Source organism: Streptomyces sp. NPDC029836, from assembly GCF_055574495.1.
The window spans coordinates 287,297-302,721 of record NZ_JBVHZI010000007.1; the positions used below are offsets into that span (position 1 = coordinate 287,297).

Below are 15,425 nucleotides of genomic sequence, written 5' to 3' on the forward strand. Positions count from 1 at the left end.
CACCGGCGTCACACTGCGTCCATACGTCGTACCCTCGCCGGCCGGTGGCGTGAACCGGACCCTCCGGGCGGATCGCCGGGAGCGAACCGGTGGGTGCGCGGCCGTGCGGGCCCCGGGCGCCGGCTACGATGGGCCAGCCGGTGGCCGTGGTGGCCGTGCGGCCCAGCGACCCTCCGGGAAGGCCATGCTGAACAAGTACGCGCGTGCATTCTTCACGCGTGTTCTCACGCCGTTCGCCGCGTTCCTCCTCCGTCGGGGGGTGAGCCCCGACGCGGTCACCCTGATCGGCACCGCCGGCGTGGTGGCCGGCGCGCTGGTCTTCTTCCCCAGGGGCGAGTTCTTCTGGGGCACGATCACCATCACCCTCTTCGTTTTCTCCGACCTGGTGGACGGGAACATGGCCCGCCAGGCCGGCGTCTCCAGCCGGTGGGGCGCGTTCCTCGACTCGACCCTCGACCGGGTGGCGGACGCGGCGATCTTCGGCGGGCTCGCGCTCTGGTACGCGGGCGCCGGCCACGACAACGTCCTCTGCGCGGTCGCCATCTTCTGCCTGGCCAGCGGCCAGGTGGTCTCCTACACCAAGGCCCGCGGCGAGTCGATCGGGCTCCCCGTCGCCGTCAACGGGCTCATCGAACGGGCCGAGCGGCTGGTGATCTCCCTGGTCGCGGCCGGCCTGTCCGGCCTGGAGACCTTCGGGGTGCCCTCGTGGATCGGCGTCCTGCTGCCGATCGCGCTGTGGGTCGTCGCCGTCGGCTCGCTCGTCACCCTGATCCAGCGGGTGGTCACCGTACGCCGGGAAGCCGCCGAGGCCGACGCGGCCGAGGCCGCCGCCGGACCCCCTTCCTCCACCGAGAGCGGTACCACCTGATGGGCACGGCGCGGGACAAGCTGGTCGACGGCCTCTACGGGCTCGGTTGGGCGGGGGTGAAGAAGCTCCCCGAACCGGCCGCGGTCGCCCTCGGCCGCAAGATCGCCGACGTGGTGTGGAAGCGCCGCGGCAAGAGCGTGCTCCGGCTGGAGTCCAACCTGGCCCGGGTCGTCCCCGACGCCTCGCCCGAGCGGCTGCGGGAACTCTCCAAGGCCGGCATGCGCTCGTACATGCGCTACTGGATGGAGTCCTTCCGGCTGCCGACGATGAACCCCGAGCGGTTCGGCACGGAGGTCCGGTTCCAGGACGAGCACCTGCTGCGCGACGCCCTCGCCAGCGGACGCGGGGTCGTCGTGGCGCTGCCCCACCTGGCCAACTGGGACCTCGCCGGGGCCTGGGCCATCGGCCACATCGGCGTCGCCTTCACCACGGTCGCCGAGCGGCTCAAGCCCGAATCGCTCTACGACCGCTTCGTGGCCTACCGGGAGAGCCTCGGCATGGAGGTCCTGCCGCACAGCGGCGGCGCCGCCTTCGGCACCCTGGCCCGCCGGCTGCGCGCCGGCGGGCTCGTCTGCCTCGTCGCCGACCGGGACCTCTCGTCCTCCGGCATCGAGGTGGACTTCTTCGGCGCCACCGCCCGCATGCCCGCCGGTCCCGCCCTGCTGGCCCAGCAGACGGGCGCCGTGCTGCTCCCGGCGACCCTGCACTACGGGGAATCGCCGGTGATGTTCGGCCGGATCCACCCCGAGGTGCCGGTTCCGGGGACCGGAACCCGGATCGAGAAGACCGCCACGATGACCCAGGCCGTCGCGGACGCCTTCGCCCAGGGCATCGCCGCGCACCCGCAGGACTGGCACATGCTGCAACGGCTCTGGCTGGACGACCTGGAGGAGCGGGCCGACGTACCGGACGTGCCGGGCCGCACCGACCGGGCCGCCCCGGCCGACTCCGAGGAGCGCGCGAAGTGAAGATCGGCATCGTGTGCCCGTACTCGTGGGACGTCCCGGGCGGAGTCCAGTTCCACATCCGTGACCTGGCGGAACACCTGATCCGGCTGGGGCACGAGGTGTCGGTGCTGGCCCCGGCCGACGACGAGACCCCGCTGCCGCCCTACGTGGTCTCGGCGGGACGGGCGGTGCCGGTGCCCTACAACGGGTCGGTCGCCCGGCTGAACTTCGGCTTCCTGTCGGCCGCCCGCGTACGGCGCTGGCTGCACGACGGGGTCTTCGACGTCATCCACATCCACGAGCCGGCCTCCCCCTCGCTCGGGCTGCTGTCCTGCTGGGCCGCGCAGGGGCCGATCGTGGCCACCTTCCACACCTCCAACCCGCGCTCCCGCGCCATGATCGCCGCGTACCCGATCCTCCAGCCGGCGCTGGAGAAGATCAGCGCGCGGATCGCGGTCAGCGAGTACGCCCGGCGCACCCTCGTGGAGCACCTGGGCGGGGACGCCGTGGTCATTCCGAACGGGGTGGACGTCGACTTCTTCGCCGACGCCGACCCCAAGGCGGAGTGGGGCGGGCAGACGCTCGGCTTCATCGGCCGCATCGACGAACCCCGCAAGGGTCTGCCCGTGCTCATGGCCGCCTTCCCCCGGATCGTCGAGGCCTGCCCCGACGTACGGCTGCTGGTCGCCGGCCGCGGCGACGAGGAGGAGGCGGTCGCCGGCCTGCCCGCGGAGCTGCGCTCGCGCGTCGAGTTCCTCGGCATGGTCTCCGACGAGGACAAGGCCCGCCTGCTGCGCAGCGTGGACGTCTACGTCGCGCCCAACACCGGCGGCGAGAGCTTCGGGATCATCCTGGTCGAGGCCCTGTCCGCGGGAGCGGCGGTCCTCGCCTCCGACCTCGACGCGTTCGCGCAGGTCCTGGACCAGGGCGCGGCCGGCGAACTCTTCGCGAACGAGGACCCCGCCTCCCTCGCCGACGCGGCCGTCGCGCTGCTCCGCGACCCGGCCCGGCGGGCCGAACTGAGCGCCCGCGGCTCCGCGCACGTACGCCGCTTCGACTGGTCGACGGTCGGCGCGGACATCCTCGCCGTCTACGAGACCGTCACGGACGGCGCGGCCGCGGTCGCCGCCGACGAGCGCATCCCCCTGCGCACCCGCCTGGGCTTCTCCCGGGACACCACAGCCTCCTAGGGCGTCTTACGGGCGGCCCGTCAGCCGAGGCGGGGGGGAGCGGGGGTGGGGCGCGGGCGGGTAGTGTCGCGGCCCGTGATCGAAAACCTTGTCTGGATCGCCGTGGCGCTGGGCGTCGTCGGCGTCTACCTCAGCTGGACCGCCGGCCGTCTCGACCGGCTGCACACGCGGATGGACGCCGCTCGGGCCGCACTCGACGCGCAGCTCGTGCGACGCGCCTCGGTGGTGGTGGAGGTGGCTACCTCCGGGGTGCTGGACCCCGCGTCCTCCCTCGTCATGTACGAGGCCGCGCACGCCGCCCGGCAGGCCGAGGAGGAGCACCGCGAGGTCGCCGAGAGCGAGCTCAGCCAGGCGCTGCGCGCGGTGTTCGCGGACGCCGACCAGGTCGAGGTGCTCAAGGCAGCCCCGGGCGGCGAGGCGGCCGCCGAGGAGCTGGCGGCGGCGGTGCGCCGGGTGCCGATGGCGCGGCGGTTCCTGAACGACGCCGTACGGGCGGCCCGCGCGCTGCGTCGACACCGCAAGGTGCGCTGGTTCCGGCTGGCGGGACACGCCCCGTTCCCGCTCGCCTTCGAAATGGACGACGAACCTCCGGCGTACCTCGCGGACCGGCCGGCGTAGGACCGCGTGCTCCTCCGGGGACACCTCCTAGAGCCGCGAGGGACAAATGGAGAGGCCACCGGCTCCACATTGGCCCTTGCCGTGGCCTGGTCGGTGGGGTTTTCTCAGTGGAGTAGCACCCGTCTTCCTTTCGAGTGAGGTCAACCCGTGAGCACGCTTCCCCCCTCCCCCCAGTCCGCTGAGTCGGCCATCGGCACCTCCCGCGTCAAGCGCGGCATGGCCGAGCAGCTCAAGGGCGGCGTGATCATGGACGTGGTCAACGCCGAGCAGGCGAAGATCGCCGAGGACGCCGGCGCCGTGGCCGTCATGGCCCTGGAGCGGGTCCCCGCGGACATCCGCAAGGACGGCGGCGTGGCCCGCATGTCCGACCCCAACATGATCGAAGAGATCATCGCGGCCGTCTCGATCCCCGTCATGGCCAAGTCCCGCATCGGCCACTTCGTCGAGGCGCAGGTCCTGCAGTCCCTCGGCGTCGACTACATCGACGAGTCCGAGGTCCTGACCCCGGCCGACGAGGTCAACCACTCCGACAAGTGGGCGTACACCACCCCCTTCGTCTGTGGTGCCACCAACCTGGGCGAGGCCCTGCGCCGCATCGCCGAGGGCGCGGCCATGATCCGTTCCAAGGGCGAGGCCGGCACCGGCAACGTCGTCGAGGCCGTGCGTCACCTGCGCCAGATCAAGAACGAGATCGCCCGCCTGCGCGGCTACGACAACAACGAGCTGTTCGCCGCCGCCAAGGAGCTGCGCGCCCCGTACGAGCTCGTCAAGGAGGTCGCCGAGCTCGGCAAGCTCCCGGTCGTGCTGTTCTCCGCCGGTGGCGTCGCCACCCCCGCCGACGCCGCGCTGATGCGCCAGCTCGGCGCCGAGGGCGTCTTCGTCGGCTCCGGCATCTTCAAGTCGGGCGACCCGGCCAAGCGGGCCGCCGCCATCGTGAAGGCCACCACCTTCTACGACGACCCGAAGATCATCGCGGACGCCTCCCGCAACCTGGGCGAGGCCATGGTCGGCATCAACTGCGACACCCTCCCCGAGGCCGAGCGCTACGCCAACCGCGGCTGGTAGTCACTGCCATGACCAACCCCGTGATTGGTGTCCTGGCACTCCAGGGCGACGTACGGGAGCACCTGATCGCCCTGGCCGCGGCGGACGCCGTGGCCAGGCCGGTCCGGCGTCCCGAGGAGCTCGCCGAGGTCGACGCCCTGGTGATCCCCGGCGGCGAGTCCACGACCATGTCGAAGCTCGCCGTGCTGTTCGGCATGCTGGAGCCGCTGCGCGAGCGCGTCCGCGCCGGCATGCCCGTGTACGGCACCTGCGCCGGGATGATCATGCTCGCCGACAAGCTGCTGGACGGTCGTGACGACCAGGAGACGCTCGGCGGCATCGACATGATCGTGCGCCGCAACGCCTTCGGTCGGCAGAACGAGTCCTTCGAGGCGCGCATCGAGTTCGCGGGCATAGCGGGCGGCGACGTCGAGGGCGTCTTCATCCGCGCCCCGTGGGTCGAGTCCGTCGGCGGCGCCGTCGAGGTGTTGGCCAGGTACGAGGGCCACACCGTGGCCGTCCGACAGGGCAACGTGCTGGCCACCTCGTTCCACCCCGAACTGACCGGCGACGACCGCGTCCACGCTTACTTCGTCGACATGGTGCGCGCGGCGGCGTAACGGCGTCCCGGTAGGATCTGAGGCGAACACTGTTGGTGACGCGAAGGAGACAGGCAGATGTCCGGCCACTCTAAATGGGCTACGACGAAGCACAAGAAGGCCGTGGTTGACGCCAAGCGCGGCAAGCTCTTCGCGAAGCTGATCAAGAACATCGAGGTCGCGGCCCGTATGGGCGGCGCCGACATCGATGGCAACCCGACCCTCTTCGACGCCATCCAGAAGGCCAAGAAGAGCTCGGTCCCGAACAAGAACATCGACTCCGCGGTCAAGCGCGGCGGCGGCCTGGAGGCCGGCGGCGCCGACTACGAGACGATCATGTACGAGGGCTACGGCCCCAACGGGGTCGCGGTGCTCATCGAGTGCCTCACCGACAACCGCAACCGTGCCGCCTCCGACGTCCGCGTCGCCATGACCCGCAACGGCGGTTCGATGGCCGACCCGGGCTCGGTCTCGTACCTGTTCAACCGCAAGGGCGTCGTGCTGCTGCCCAAGGGCGAGCTGTCCGAGGACGACGTCCTGGAGACGGTGCTGGAAGCCGGCGCCGAAGAGGTCAACGACCTCGGCGAGAGCTTCGAGATCATCAGCGAGGCCACCGACATGGTCGCGGTCCGTACCGCCCTCCAGGAGGCCGGCATCGACTACGACTCGGCCGACTCCAACTTCCTGCCGACCATGCAGGTCGAGCTGGACGAAGAGGGCGCGCGCAAGATCTTCAAGCTGATCGACGCGCTGGAGGACAGCGACGACGTGCAGAACGTCTTCGCCAACTTCGACGTGTCGGACGAGGTCATGGAGCAGGTCGACGCCTGACCGGGCACCAGCGACGGGCCGACGGGGACACACCCCGTCGGCCCGTCGCTTTGTCAGTGGCGCCCGCTAACCTGCACGGACGCGGACGGGTGAGCGAGGGAGGGGGACGCGGTGCGAGTACTCGGCGTGGATCCGGGGTTGACGCGGTGCGGCGTCGGCGTGGTCGAGGGCGTCGCCGGCCGCCCCCTGACCATGATCGGCGTCGGTGTCGTACGGACCCCGGCGGACGCCGAACTGGGACTGCGGCTCGTCGCCATCGAACAGGGCATCGAGGAATGGCTCGACGCGCACCGGCCCGAGGTCGTGGCCGTGGAACGGGTCTTCAGCCAGCACAACGTCAGCACCGTGATGGGTACCGCCCAGGCCAGCGCCGTCGCCATGTTGTGCGCCGCCCGGCGCGGCATCCCCGTCGCCCTGCACACCCCCAGCGAGGTCAAGGCCGCCGTCACCGGAACCGGCCGGGCCGACAAGGCGCAGGTCGGCGCCATGGTGACCCGCCTGCTGCGGCTCGCCGAACCGCCCCGCCCGGCCGACGCCGCCGACGCCCTCGCCCTCGCCATCTGCCACATCTGGCGGGCTCCCGCCCAGAACCGCCTCCAGCAGGCGGTCGCCCTGCACGCCTCGAAAGGCCGTACCCGATGATCGCCTTCGTCAGCGGCCCCGTCGCCGCACTCGCCCCCACCCTGGCCGTCGTCGAGGTCGGGGGAGTGGGCATGGCCGTCCACTGCACGCCGAACACCATCGCCGCCCTGCGCCTCGGCGAGCCGGCCCGACTGGCCACCTCCCTGGTCGTCCGGGAGGACTCGCTCACCCTGTACGGCTTCGCCGACGACGACGAGCGCCAGGTCTTCGAGCTGCTCCAGAGCGCCAGCGGGGTCGGCCCCCGGCTCGCCCAGGCGATGCTCGGCGTGCACCGCCCCGACGCGCTGCGCCTCGCCGTCTCCACCGGCGACGAGAAGGCCCTGACGGCCGTGCCCGGCATCGGCAAGAAGGGCGCGCAGAAGCTCCTCCTGGAGCTCAAGGACAAACTGGGCTCCCCCCTCGGCTCCGGCGGCCTCGTCGGCGCCCAGCGGGCCGCGGCCACCGGCCCCGCCCCCTGGAGCGAACAGCTCCAGGCCGCCCTGATCGGCCTCGGCTACGCCTCCCGCGACGCCGACGAGGCCGTCGACGCCGTCACCCCGCAGGCCGAGGCCGCCATCGCCGCCGGCGGCTCCGCCCCGGTCCCGCAGCTGCTGCGCGCGGCCCTCCAGTCCCTCAACCGCGCCCGCTGACCGCAGCCGCGTACGACCGACCACAGCGCATACCGAGAAGGCAGAGCGACACCGTGAACTGGGACGACGAGAGCACCGCCGAGGACGAGGCCCGCATCGTGGCCTCCGCCGCCGACGGGGAGGACACGGCCGTCGAGGCCGCGCTGCGCCCCAAGGACCTCGGCGAGTTCGTCGGTCAGGAAAAGGTCCGCCAGCAGCTGGACCTCGTCCTCAAGGCGGCCAAGCAGCGCGGCGCCACCGCCGACCACGTCCTGCTCTCGGGCGCGCCCGGCCTCGGCAAGACCACCCTCTCCATGATCATCGCGGCCGAGATGGGCGCCCCGATCCGGATCACCTCCGGCCCCGCCATCCAGCACGCCGGCGACCTCGCCGCGATCCTCTCCTCCCTCCAGGAGGGCGAGGTCCTCTTCCTCGACGAGATCCACCGCATGTCCCGGCCCGCCGAGGAGATGCTGTACATGGCCATGGAGGACTTCCGCGTCGACGTCATCGTCGGCAAGGGCCCCGGCGCCACCGCCATCCCCCTGGAACTCCCGCCCTTCACCCTCGTCGGCGCCACCACCCGCGCCGGGCTGCTGCCCCCGCCGCTGCGCGACCGCTTCGGCTTCACCGGGCACATGGAGTTCTACGTCCCCGAGGAGCTGGAACGCGTCATCCACCGCTCGGCCCGCCTCCTCGACGTCGAGATCGACACCGCCGGCGCCGCCGAGATCGCCGGACGCTCCCGCGGCACCCCCCGCATCGCCAACCGGCTCCTGCGCCGGGTCCGGGACTACGCCCAGGTCAGGGCCGACGGGGTGATCAACCGTTCGGTCGCCGAAACGGCCCTCCAGGTCTACGAGGTGGACGCGCGCGGTCTCGACCGGCTGGACCGGGCCGTGCTGGAGGCCCTGCTCAAGCTGTTCGGCGGCGGTCCCGTCGGCCTCTCCACCCTCGCGGTCGCGGTCGGGGAGGAACGGGAGACGGTGGAGGAGGTCGCCGAGCCCTTCCTGGTCCGGGAGGGCCTGCTGGCCAGGACGCCCCGCGGGCGGGTCGCGACCCCCGCCGCATGGGCCCACCTGGGGCTCGTACCCCCGCAGCACGGCGCGAGTGGATCAAGCGGACAACAGGGCTTGTTCGGGGCCTGACGGCGCGGAGGTTCGACCGGTCAGGAACTGCGGTGCCATGCTGGGCGTTGTTCCATCGGTGCGGACTCGCCTAGACTCCGCCGATGCCGACCCTTCGGGTCGGCGTGCCCACCCCCGTAGAAGAAGGCCGTCGTCCGTACGGTCGTGCGAAGGATCTCCGTCCCGTGAATCTCGTGACACTCCTCCCGTTCATCGTGCTCATCGGGGCCATGTTCCTGATGACCCGTTCCGCCAAGAAGAAGCAGCAGGCGGCCGCGCAGATGCGCAACGAAATGACGCCCGGCACCGGGGTCCGCACCATCGGCGGCATGTACGCCACGGTGAAGGAGATCGGTGAGGACACGGTCACCCTCGAGGTGGCTCCCGGTGTCCACGCGATCTACGCGAAGAACTCCATCGGCGCCGTCCTGGAGGACGAGGAGTACAACCGCATCGTCCACGGAATCACCGATGATCCGACGAACGACACGCCGGTCGTGCCGGACGACGCCTCCTCGCTGACCGGGACCGACGCCCCCACGACGGACCAGCCCAAGGCCGATCTGTCGAAGGACGCGTCCACGGACGTCACCGACGCCCCCAAGCTCGACCTGGGCAAGGGCGACGAGCCCAAGGGTGACGAGCCCAAGGACGGCGAGCCCGGCGCCAAGTAGCACCGGGCCGGGAACCGCGGTGGCGCCCGACCGGCGACCGCCGCGGTACCCGTAGTGAACTTCTGCGGGGGGCAGGGGTCCCCACCACACATTTCGTGGCCGTCCGCGCGCTGACCCGGCGCGGGACGGTTGGACAGGGAGAAACGACAAGGTGGCAGCACCGAAGAAGGGCCGGCGGCCCACGGGGGCTCAGGGGAGGCCGGGGCGCGCCCTGGCTCTCATCCTGATCGCGATGGTGGCGCTGACCGCGGGGATGTTCCTCTCGAAGCAGACCACTCCCCGCCTGGGCATCGACCTCGCGGGCGGTACGAGCATCACGCTCAAGGCGAAGAGCGAGCCCGGCAAGCCGAACGCCATCAACGAGACCAACATGAACACCGCGGTCGGCATCATCGACCGCCGTGTCAACGGTCTCGGCGTCTCGGAGGCCGAGGTCCAGACGCAGGGCACCGACCACATCATCGTGAACATCCCCAAGGGTGTGAACGAGCAGCAGGCGCGCGAGCAGGTCGGTACCACCGCGCAGCTCTACTTCCGCCCGGTGCTCGCCGTCGCCGACGGCGCCCCGATCGCCCCCGAGGCCACTCCGAGCGGCTCCCCGAGCCCCTCCACGAGCGGTTCCGCTCCGCCGAAGGCCGAGGGCAGCGGCAAGCCGTCCGCCCCGGCCACCCCGTCGTCCAGCGCCACTTCCCAGGGCCGTGCGCTCAGCGAGGCCCTCAAGGCCCCCAGCGCGCCCACCCCCTCGCCCTCGGCGAGCGGGTCGAAGAAGGCAGACGACAACAAGGCGACCCCCTCGGCTTCCGGTGCCCCGTCCGGGTCGCCCTCCGCGTCCCCCGACGCGAGCGCCCCGCCGGTGGACCCCGCCGTCGCCGACCTGCAGACGAAGTTCGCCGCACTGGACTGCACCGACCCGGCCCAGCGCACCGCGGCCGCCCAGGGCGCCAAGCCCGAGGACTCGATGGTCGCCTGCGGCCAGCGTGACACCCAGTGGTTCAAGTGGGTCCTCGGTCCGGCCCAGGTCGACGGTCAGGACGTCAAGGACGCCAAGGGCGTCGTCGACACGCAGCGCGGTGGCGGCTGGATCGTCCAGATGCAGTTCACCGACAAGGGCGCCGACAAGTTCGCCAAGATCACCGGCGAGCTGGCCACCAAGCAGTCCCCGCAGAACCAGTTCGCCATCGTCCTCGACGGCAAGGTCATCTCCGACCCCTCCGTCAGCCAGGCGCTGACCGGCGGCAACGCCGAGATCTCCGGCGGCTTCACCCAGGAGAGCGCCCAGGACCTGGGCAACATGCTGTCCTACGGCGCCCTGCCCCTGTCCTTCCAGGAGGACAGCGTCACGACCGTCACCCCCGCGCTCGGCGGCGAGCAGCTGAGGGCCGGTCTCATCGCCGGCGCCATCGGCCTCGTCCTCGTCGTGATCTACCTGCTGGTCTACTACCGCGGTCTGGCCTTCATCGCGATCATCAGCCTCCTGGTGTCCGCGGTGCTGACCTACACGATCATGTCGCTCCTCGGCAAGGGCATCGGCTTCGCCCTCAACCTGCCGGCGGTCTGCGGCGCCATCGTGGCCATCGGCATCACGGCGGACTCGTTCATCGTGTACTTCGAACGCATCCGGGACGAGATCCGCGAGGGCCGCACCCTGCGTCCGGCCGTCGAGCGCGCGTGGCCGCGTGCCCGGCGCACCATCCTGGTGTCGGACTTCGTGTCCTTCCTCGCCGCCGCGGTGCTGTTCATCGTCACGGTGGGCAAGGTGCAGGGTTTCGCCTTCACACTGGGTCTGACGACCCTGCTCGACGTGGTCGTGGTGTTCCTCTTCACCAAGCCGATCATGACGCTGCTGGCCCGCACGAAGTTCTTCTCCAGCGGTCACCCGTGGTCCGGGCTCGACCCCAAGCGGCTCGGTGCCAAGCCGCCGCTGCGCGGATCCCGCCGCACCGGTCCCGTCCCCGCCCCCGTCGACGCAAAGGAGGCGTGAGAGATGTCGAAGCTGGGAGATCTCGGCGCCAGGCTGTACCGCGGTGAGGTCGGCTACGACTTCGTCGGCAAGCGCTTCCTCTGGTACGGCGTTTCCATCCTGATCACCATCACGGCGATCGTCGCCCTGGCCGTCCAGGGCCTCAACATGGGCATCGAGTTCAAGGGCGGTGCCGTCTTCACCACGCCGAAGACGACCGCCACCGTCGCCCACGCGACCGAGGCCGCGGAGAAGATCTCCGGCCACGACGCGATCGTCCAGGAGCTCGGCTCCGGCGGCATGCGCATCCAGATCTCCGGTCTGGACACCGCGGCCGCCGCCGACGTCAAGGGCAAGCTCGCCACCGACCTCAAGGTCAACGCGGCCGACATCAACGCCGACCTCGTGGGACCGAGTTGGGGCGAGCAGATCGCCAACAAGGCCTGGACCGGCCTCGCCATCTTCATGATCCTCGTGGTGATCTACCTCGCGATCGCCTTCGAGTGGCGGATGGCGGTCGCCGCGCTGATCGCCCTGATCCACGACCTGACCATCACGGTCGGCGTGTACGCGCTGGTCGGGTTCGAGGTCACCCCGGGTACGGTCATCGGTCTGCTGACCATCCTCGGTTACTCCCTCTACGACACCGTCGTCGTCTTCGACGGTCTGAAGGAGGGCTCGAAGGACATCACGAAGCAGACCCGCTTCACCTTCAGCGAGATCGCCAACCGCAGCATCAACGGCACGCTGGTCCGCTCGATCAACACCACGGTCGTCGCCCTGCTCCCCGTCGCGGCCCTGCTGTTCATCGGCGGCGGCTTCCTGGGCGCGGGCATGCTCAACGACATCTCGCTGTCGCTGTTCGTCGGCCTCGCCGCCGGCGCGTACTCCTCGATCTTCATCGCGACCCCGCTGGTCGTCGACCTGAAGGAGCGCGAGCCGGCGATGAAGGCCCTCAAGAAGCGGGTCCTCGCCAAGCGCGCGGCCGCCGCGGCGAAGGGCGAGCCGCTCGACGGGGACGAGGGCGCCGAGGCCGGCGACTCCTCCGAGCCCGTCTCCGGCGGCCAGGGGAGGCGGCGCCGGTGACCTCCTGTTCCCCCGAGGTCCACGAGCTGCTGATCAGCCGGATCAAGGACGTACCGGACTACCCGAAGCCGGGCGTGATGTTCAAGGACATCACCCCGCTACTGGCCGACCCGAAGGCCTTCGCGGCCCTGACGGACGCGCTGGCGGAGCTGGCCGTCCGCTACGGCGCCACCAAGATCGTCGGCCTGGAGGCGCGCGGGTTCATCCTGGCCGCCCCGGTCGCCGTGCAGTCGGGCATCGGCTTCGTACCGGTCCGCAAGGCCGGAAAGCTGCCGGGCGCCACGCTCGCGCAGTCCTACGAGCTGGAGTACGGCACCGCGGAGATCGAGGTCCACGCGGAGGACCTCACCGCCGGTGACAAGGTCATGGTCATCGACGACGTCCTCGCCACCGGCGGCACCGCCGGAGCCTCGCTGGAGCTGATCCGGCGGGCCGGCGCCGAGGTCGCGGGCGTCGCGGTCCTGATGGAACTGTCGTTCCTGCCGGGCCGGGCCCGGCTCACGGACGCCCTGGCGGGCGCCCCGCTGGACGCCCTGATCGTGGTCTGAGCCCACCCGCCGCCCGCTGGCGGCGGCCGCAGTACCTGTCGCGAGCGGCGGGCCCCCGGAACCTCCCGGGGGCCCGCCGCTTCCGCGTGTCGCCGGGGCGGGCGCAGGGCCGCCGTCCCGCGGGGCGGGCGCGGGGGAACGGGCCGGCGCAACCCTCGCTACCATGGGTTATCCGGACCTGACCGGGGCCCCGGATCCTCCCCCAGACTCCGTTCGGGGGGACCCCCGTGAGGAGCGCTCTTGCCAGACGAGGTCCAGCCACTGCCCGCCGCGCAGCCCGACCCGGCCGAGCCGGCCGCGGCGGCCGCCGCCACGCCCCCGCCGGCGCCGCCGGCCCCGCCGGTCAAGCCCGCTCCGGCGAAGCAGGCCGGATCCTCCAACCGGGTGCGCGCCCGCCTGGCCCGCCTCGGCGTGCAGCGTTCCAACCCGTACAACCCGGTACTGGAACCGCTCCTGCGCATAGTCCGCAGCAACGACCCGAAGATCTCCACGGAGACGCTGCGCCAGATCGAGCAGGCCTACCAGGTCGCCGAACGCTGGCACCGGGGCCAGAAGCGCAAGAGCGGTGACCCGTACATCACCCACCCGCTCGCGGTGACCACCATCCTCGCCGAGCTCGGCATGGACCCGGCCACCCTCATGGCCGGCCTGCTGCACGACACCGTCGAGGACACCGAGTACGGCCTGGAGCAGCTGCGCCGCGACTTCGGCGACGCGGTCGCCCTTCTGGTCGACGGCGTCACCAAGCTGGACCGGGTCAAGTTCGGCGAGGCCGCGCAGGCCGAGACCGTCCGCAAGATGGTCGTCGCCATGGCCAAGGACCCCCGGGTCCTGGTCATCAAGTTGGCCGACCGCCTGCACAACATGCGCACCATGCGGTACCTCAAGCGGGAGAAGCAGGAGAAGAAGGCCCGCGAGACCCTTGAGATCTACGCGCCGCTGGCCCACCGCCTGGGCATGAACACCATCAAGTGGGAGTTGGAGGACCTCGCCTTCGCGATCCTCTACCCCAAGATGTACGACGAGATCGTCCGGCTCGTCGCCGAGCGCGCCCCCAAGCGCGACGAGTACCTGGCCGTCGTCACCGACGAGGTGATGACGGACCTGCGGGCGGCCCGCATCAAGGCCACGGTCACCGGCCGCCCCAAGCACTACTACAGCGTCTACCAGAAGATGATCGTCCGCGGCCGTGACTTCGCGGAGATCTACGACCTGGTGGGCATCCGCGTCCTCGTGGACACGGTGCGGGACTGCTACGCGGCCCTCGGCACGGTGCACGCGCGCTGGAACCCGGTCCCCGGCCGGTTCAAGGACTACATCGCGATGCCCAAGTTCAACATGTACCAGTCGCTGCACACGACGGTCATCGGGCCCAGCGGCAAGCCGGTCGAACTGCAGATCCGCACCTTCGACATGCACCGCCGCGCCGAGTACGGCATCGCCGCGCACTGGAAGTACAAGCAGCAGACCGTCGCCGGCACCTCCAAGGTCCGCACCGACGTCCCGCAGGCGGCCAAGGGCAGCGCCGGCCAGGACACCGTCAACGACATGGCCTGGCTGCGGCAACTGCTCGACTGGCAGAAGGAGACCGAGGACCCCGGCGAGTTCCTCGACTCGCTGCGCTTCGACCTCTCCCGCAACGAGGTCTTCGTCTTCACGCCCAAGGGCGACGTCATCGCGCTGCCCGCCGGCGCCACCTCCGTCGACTTCGCGTACGCCGTCCACACCGAGGTCGGTCACCGGACGATAGGGGCGCGGGTCAACGGGCGGCTCGTGCCGCTCGAATCGACCCTCGACAACGGCGACCTGGTCGAGGTGTTCACCTCCAAGGCCGAGGGCGCGGGCCCGTCCCGCGACTGGCTCGGCTTCGTCAAGTCGCCCCGGGCCCGGAACAAGATCCGCGGCTGGTTCTCCAAGGAACGCCGCGACGAGGCCATCGAGCACGGCAAGGACGCCATCGCGCGGGCCATGCGCAAGCAGAACCTGCCGATCCAGCGGATCCTGACCGGCGACTCCCTCGTCACGCTCGCCCACGAGATGCGCTACCCCGACATCTCCTCGCTGTACGCGGCGATCGGCGAGGGCCACGTGGCCGCGCAGGGCGTCGTGCAGAAGCTGGTGCAGGCCCTCGGCGGCGAGGACGCGGCCAACGAGGACATCGAGGAGAGCATCCCGCCGGCCCGCGGCCGCAGCAAGCGGCGGGGCAACGCCGATCCCGGCGTGGTGGTCAAGGGCGTCGACGACGTGTGGGTCAAGCTGGCCCGCTGCTGCACCCCGGTGCCCGGCGACCCGATCATCGGCTTCGTGACCCGGGGCAGTGGCGTATCGGTTCACCGCGCCGACTGCGTCAACGTCGACTCCCTCTCCCAGCAGCCCGAGCGGATGCTGGAAGTGGAGTGGGCGCCCACCCAGTCCTCGGTCTTCCTGGTCGCCATCCAGGTCGAGGCGCTGGACCGGTCACGACTGCTCTCGGACGTCACCCGGGTCCTGTCGGACCAGCACGTGAACATCCTCTCCGCGGCCGTGCAGACCTCGCGCGACCGGGTGGCCACCTCCCGGTTCACCTTCGAGATGGGCGACCCGAAGCACCTGGGCCACGTCCTGAAGGCGGTCCGCGGCGTCGAGGGCGTCTACGACGTCTACCGCGTGACCTCGGCCCGCAGGCCGTAGCGCGCGGTCCGAG

Annotated in this window: 15 protein-coding genes; all 15 read left to right on the forward strand. The window is 71.2% G+C overall.

The annotated features are described in order from the left end of the window. The first annotated feature begins 184 nt into the window (after positions 1–184). The 15 genes from pgsA to ACZ4XJ_RS22135 all read left to right on the forward strand — a co-directional run bounded on the left by pgsA (position 185) and on the right by ACZ4XJ_RS22135 (position 15,412). Positions 185–868, forward strand: a complete 684-nt coding sequence (pgsA, locus tag ACZ4XJ_RS22065) for a phosphatidylinositol phosphate synthase (protein ID WP_362880193.1) — start codon at positions 185–187, stop codon at positions 866–868. After that, positions 868–1,836: a phosphatidylinositol mannoside acyltransferase gene (locus tag ACZ4XJ_RS22070; protein ID WP_362880194.1), complete on the forward strand. Its 969-nt coding sequence runs from the start codon at positions 868–870 to the stop codon at positions 1,834–1,836. The genes pgsA and ACZ4XJ_RS22070 overlap by 1 nt, the downstream gene beginning before the upstream one ends. After that, on the forward strand, positions 1,833–3,005 hold the full coding sequence (locus tag ACZ4XJ_RS22075; RefSeq protein ID WP_468497099.1) for a glycosyltransferase family 4 protein: 1,173 nt from the start codon (positions 1,833–1,835) through the stop codon (positions 3,003–3,005). Before ACZ4XJ_RS22070 ends, ACZ4XJ_RS22075 begins: the two co-directional genes overlap by 4 nt. A 75-nt stretch (positions 3,006–3,080) precedes the next feature. Continuing rightward, positions 3,081–3,623 (forward strand): LemA family protein, encoded by a 543-nt coding sequence (locus ACZ4XJ_RS22080; RefSeq protein ID WP_362880198.1) that lies wholly within the window; start codon positions 3,081–3,083, stop codon positions 3,621–3,623. A gap of 147 nt (positions 3,624–3,770) precedes the next feature. Then, positions 3,771–4,688 (forward strand): pyridoxal 5'-phosphate synthase lyase subunit PdxS, encoded by a 918-nt coding sequence (pdxS, locus tag ACZ4XJ_RS22085; protein WP_362880199.1) that lies wholly within the window; start codon positions 3,771–3,773, stop codon positions 4,686–4,688. An 8-nt stretch (positions 4,689–4,696) separates the two neighbouring features. Beyond that, a complete protein-coding gene (gene pdxT, locus ACZ4XJ_RS22090) occupies positions 4,697–5,287 on the forward strand; it encodes a pyridoxal 5'-phosphate synthase glutaminase subunit PdxT (protein WP_362880201.1) in 591 nt (196 codons plus the stop codon). Between the two features lie 57 nt (positions 5,288–5,344). Next, positions 5,345–6,097, forward strand: coding sequence for a YebC/PmpR family DNA-binding transcriptional regulator (locus ACZ4XJ_RS22095; RefSeq protein WP_281205810.1), 753 nt, complete (start codon positions 5,345–5,347; stop codon positions 6,095–6,097). A 111-nt stretch (positions 6,098–6,208) separates the two neighbouring features. Continuing rightward, positions 6,209–6,739, forward strand: a complete 531-nt coding sequence (ruvC, locus tag ACZ4XJ_RS22100) for a crossover junction endodeoxyribonuclease RuvC (RefSeq protein ID WP_362880203.1) — start codon at positions 6,209–6,211, stop codon at positions 6,737–6,739. Next, positions 6,736–7,368, forward strand: coding sequence for a Holliday junction branch migration protein RuvA (gene ruvA, locus ACZ4XJ_RS22105; RefSeq protein WP_362880205.1), 633 nt, complete (start codon positions 6,736–6,738; stop codon positions 7,366–7,368). The genes ruvC and ruvA overlap by 4 nt, the downstream gene beginning before the upstream one ends. A gap of 53 nt (positions 7,369–7,421) precedes the next feature. Further along, positions 7,422–8,495, forward strand: coding sequence for a Holliday junction branch migration DNA helicase RuvB (gene ruvB, locus ACZ4XJ_RS22110; protein WP_362880207.1), 1,074 nt, complete (start codon positions 7,422–7,424; stop codon positions 8,493–8,495). Between the two features lie 164 nt (positions 8,496–8,659). After that, the gene (gene yajC / locus ACZ4XJ_RS22115; protein ID WP_362880209.1) at positions 8,660–9,148 is read left to right on the forward strand and encodes a preprotein translocase subunit YajC; all 489 of its coding nucleotides are present in this window, start codon (positions 8,660–8,662) and stop codon (positions 9,146–9,148) included. Between the two features lie 151 nt (positions 9,149–9,299). Beyond that, positions 9,300–11,129, forward strand: a complete 1,830-nt coding sequence (secD, locus tag ACZ4XJ_RS22120; RefSeq protein ID WP_362880210.1) for a protein translocase subunit SecD — start codon at positions 9,300–9,302, stop codon at positions 11,127–11,129. A gap of 3 nt (positions 11,130–11,132) precedes the next feature. Then, positions 11,133–12,194, forward strand: a complete 1,062-nt coding sequence (gene secF, locus ACZ4XJ_RS22125) for a protein translocase subunit SecF (protein ID WP_362880212.1) — start codon at positions 11,133–11,135, stop codon at positions 12,192–12,194. After that, complete coding sequence (locus ACZ4XJ_RS22130) at positions 12,191–12,742, forward strand: adenine phosphoribosyltransferase (RefSeq protein ID WP_362880214.1); 552 nt, start codon at positions 12,191–12,193, stop codon at positions 12,740–12,742. Before secF ends, ACZ4XJ_RS22130 begins: the two co-directional genes overlap by 4 nt. A gap of 240 nt (positions 12,743–12,982) precedes the next feature. Next, entirely contained in the window at positions 12,983–15,412 is a 2,430-nt protein-coding gene (locus ACZ4XJ_RS22135; RefSeq protein ID WP_362883418.1) for a RelA/SpoT family protein, read from the forward strand. Positions 15,413–15,425: the final 13 nt, after the last annotated feature.

Coding starts and splice junctions, on each gene's coding strand:
- ACZ4XJ_RS22070 (WP_362880194.1), top strand. CDS start 868: ATGGGCACGGCGCGGGACAAGCTGGTCGACGGCCTCTACGGGCTCGGT.
- pdxT (WP_362880201.1), top strand. CDS start 4,697: ATGACCAACCCCGTGATTGGTGTCCTGGCACTCCAGGGCGACGTACGG.
- pgsA (WP_362880193.1), top strand. CDS start 185: ATGCTGAACAAGTACGCGCGTGCATTCTTCACGCGTGTTCTCACGCCG.
- ACZ4XJ_RS22095 (WP_281205810.1), top strand. CDS start 5,345: ATGTCCGGCCACTCTAAATGGGCTACGACGAAGCACAAGAAGGCCGTG.
- secF (WP_362880212.1), top strand. CDS start 11,133: ATGTCGAAGCTGGGAGATCTCGGCGCCAGGCTGTACCGCGGTGAGGTC.
- ruvA (WP_362880205.1), top strand. CDS start 6,736: ATGATCGCCTTCGTCAGCGGCCCCGTCGCCGCACTCGCCCCCACCCTG.